This is a genomic window from Alkalihalophilus lindianensis (assembly GCF_032843265.1).
GTDB lineage: Bacteria > Bacillota > Bacilli > Bacillales > Bacillaceae_D > Alkalihalophilus > Alkalihalophilus lindianensis.
Map to the genome: position 1 here is coordinate 1 of NZ_JAWJBA010000253.1, position 276 is coordinate 276.

Annotated in this window: 1 protein-coding gene; it reads left to right on the top strand. The window is 67.8% G+C overall.

From position 1 onward, the window contains the following. A partial coding sequence (locus tag RYX56_RS26570; RefSeq protein ID WP_317124091.1) for a hypothetical protein occupies window positions 1–276 on the top strand: 276 nt, incomplete at both ends.

Genomic DNA, 276 nt, shown 5'->3' on the forward strand with positions numbered 1-276 from the left:
GGCGGCTGGGCCCTGGTCCGGCTGAAGAGCGACCGGGGGAAACCCTCGAAACGGGCCAACTGGCTGCTGGTCAAGGAGAAGGACGACCACGCCGTGCCCGGCGAGGGCGACGCCAATCTGGAGATCGACGCCAGCGTCACCACCGGCCGCTCCCTGGCCGAAATCGCCGAAGGTCGGAAACGGTGGACCGCCTCCAAACCCGTCGCAAAGAAAGGACCGAAGAAGCCCGAGCCGAAAGCCCGTGAGGCGAAGCTGGCCAAACCGCCCGCCTTCACG